The following is a 2,985-nucleotide window of genomic DNA, read 5'->3' as shown; positions in this document are numbered from 1 at the left end:
CAACGCAAGGGCGATGCCGACGCCTACTCGCTCTCAACCGCCGAGGTCGCCGACCGGGCGTGGGAGGCGCACGTCGCCGGCGCGACCGAGGTGTGCATGCAGGGCGGCATCGATCCGGAATTGCCGGTCACCGGCTACGCCGATCTGGTGCGCGCGGTCAAACAACGGGTGCCGTCGATGCACGTGCACGCGTTCTCCCCGATGGAGATCGCCAACGGTGTCACCAAGAGCGGGCTGTCCATCCGGGAGTGGTTGATCGGCCTGCGCGAGGCCGGGCTGGATACCATCCCGGGCACCGCCGCCGAGATCCTGGACGACGAGGTGCGCTGGGTCCTGACCAAGGGCAAGTTGCCCACGTCGATGTGGATCGAGGTCGTCACCACAGCCCACGAAGTCGGGCTGCGGTCGAGTTCGACGATGATGTACGGCCACGTCGACACCCCCCGACATTGGGTCGGTCACCTGCGGGTGCTGCGTGACATCCAGGATCGCACCGGCGGGTTCACCGAGTTCGTGCCGCTGCCGTTCGTGCACCAGTCCTCGCCGCTGTATCTGGCCGGCGGGGCCCGTCCCGGGCCGACCCATCGCGACAACCGCGCCGTTCATGCGCTGGCGCGGATCATGTTGCACGGCAGGATCTCTCACATTCAGACCAGCTGGGTCAAGCTCGGCGTCGAGCGCACGCAGGTGATGCTGCGCGGCGGTGCGAACGACCTCGGGGGCACGCTGATGGAGGAGACCATCTCCCGGATGGCGGGCTCGGAGTACGGCTCGGCCAAGACCGTCGAGGAGTTGGTGGCCATTGCGGAGGGCATCGGCCGCCCCGCCCGCCAGCGCACCACCACGTACGCCCCGCTGGCCGCGTAACTCCTTCCCGCGAGCAGACGCAAAAGCCCCAATTTTCGCGGCGTGTCGGGGACTTTTATGCCTGCTCGCGCAAGAGAGGTGACTACAGATCGGCGGCGAGCTCGGTGCCCTGGCGGATTGCCCGCTTGGCGTCGAGCTCGACGGCCAGCGCAGCCCCGCCGATGATGTGCGGCTCAATGCCGTTGCGCCGCAGGCCGTCTTCGAGGTCGCGCACCGGCTCCTGGCCCGCGCAGATCACCACATTGTCGACCTCGAGCAGGCGTCGGTCGGAGCGATCCGGGCCGAAGCTGATGTGCAGGCCGTCGTCGTCGATGCGTTCGTAGTTCACGCCGGATAGCTGGCGAACGCCCTTGGCCTTCAGCGATGCCCGGTGCACCCAGCCCGATGTCTTGCCTAAACCGCGACCCTGCGCACCCTTGGTCCGCTGCAGCAGATAGACCTCCCGCGCAGCCGGCGCGGGGATCGGCGTCGTCAACGCGCCACGCACCTCCTGGGGGTCGGCCGCGCCCCATTCGGCCTTCCACTCCTTGAGGTTCAGCGTCGGTGATTCGTCCGTGACCAGGAACTCGCTGACGTCGAAACCGATGCCGCCGGCACCGACGACCGCCACCGTCTTGCCGACCGGCTTACCCAGGATCGCCTCGGCGTAGGACAGCACCATCGGATGGTCGATGCCGGGGATGTCGGGGATCCGGGGCGCCACGCCGGTGGCGAGCACCACCTCGTCGAACCCGGCTAATTCGTCGACACCGGCCCGGGTGTTCAGCCGCACTTCTACGCCGTGCTTGTCTAGCATCCGGGTGTAGTAGCGGATGGTCTCGTTGAACTCCTCCTTACCGGGAATCCTTCTGGCCATGTCGAATTGGCCGCCGACCACGTCGCTCGCCTCGAACAGGGCGACCTCATGACCGCGCTGTGCGGCAGTCACCGCGACGGCCAGCCCCGCCGGCCCAGCGCCCACCACCGCGATCCGCCGAGTGCGCCGGGTGGGGGAGAGCATCAGGTCGGTTTCGCGGCCCGCCCGCGGGTTGAGCAGGCACGACACCTTCTTGTGCACGAACGCATGGTCCAGGCACGCCTGGTTGCACGAGATGCACGTGTTGATCTCGTCGGCGACGTCGGCCTGCGCCTTGAGAACCCAGTCCGGATCGGACAGCAGTGGACGCGCCATCGAGATCAGCTGGACATGCGTGTCGGCGAGGATCTGCTCGGCGGCCTGCGGCATGTTGATGCGGTTGGACGCCACCACCGGAATACTCACATGTTCGGCCACCGCGCTGCTGATGTCGACGAAGGCACTGTTGGGCACGGAGGTGACGATCGTCGGCACCCGAGCCTCGTGCCAGCCGAACCCCGAATTGATCATCGTGGCTCCGGCCGCCTCGACTTCGGTTGCCAGCGCGATGATTTCGTCCCAGCTCTGGCCGTCCTCCACATAGTCGGCCATCGACATCCGGTAGCAGATGATGAAGTCCGGCCCGACGGCCGCACGGGTGCGACGCACGATCTCAACAGGAAACCGTTGGCGCTTCTCCGGTGTGCCGCCCCAGGCGTCGGTGCGCTTATTGGTGCGGGGTGCCAAGAATTGGTTCAGCAGATAGCCTTCGCTGCCCATGATCTCGACGCCGTCGTACCCGGCGTCGCGGGCCAGCTGGGCACAGCGTGCGAAGTCGCTGATCGTGCCGTCGACATCCCGCAACGCCCGCGGCCGGAACGGGTTGATCGGCGCCTTGACCGCCGACGCGCTGACCGAAAGAGGATGGTAGGCATAGCGTCCCGCGTGCAGCACCTGCAGCAGGATCTTGCCGCCTGCGTCGTGCACCGCGTCGGTGATGCGCCGATGCCGGCGGGCGTCCGACGACGACACCATCTGCGACGCGAACGGCAGCAGCCATCCGGTCCGGTTCGGGGCGTACCCGCCGGTGATGATCAGGCCGACACCGCCGCGGGCACGTTCGGCGAAATACGCGGCGAGCCGATCCGTGTCGCGGGCGCGGTCCTCTAGGCCGGTGTGCATCGAGCCCATCACCACCCGGTTGCGCAGAGTGGTGAACCCGAGATCCAACGGGGACAACAGATTTGGATACGGGTTGGTCACGTCTTCTCCTTCAGTGCCGC

Annotated in this window: 2 protein-coding genes; one reads left to right on the top strand and one right to left on the bottom strand. The window is 67.3% G+C overall.

Translation table 11 applies throughout. The features are described from left to right. Window positions 1-867: 5-amino-6-(D-ribitylamino)uracil--L-tyrosine 4-hydroxyphenyl transferase CofH (cofH, locus tag ACRDU5_RS12370; protein ID WP_526614831.1), on the top strand; the 867-nt coding region annotated here is incomplete at its 5' end. An 82-nt stretch (window positions 868-949) separates the two neighbouring features. Here the strand turns inward: cofH and ACRDU5_RS12365 are convergent. Continuing rightward, entirely contained in the window at window positions 950-2,965 is a 2,016-nt protein-coding gene (locus tag ACRDU5_RS12365; protein ID WP_526614833.1) for an oxidoreductase, read from the bottom strand. Window positions 2,966-2,985 lie beyond the last annotated feature (20 nt).

This window comes from Mycobacterium sp. (assembly GCF_050701515.1).
Lineage (GTDB): Bacteria > Actinomycetota > Actinomycetes > Mycobacteriales > Mycobacteriaceae > Mycobacterium.
Note: the sequence above shows the minus strand (reverse complement) of the source record. Positions and strands in the feature narration are given on the sequence as shown.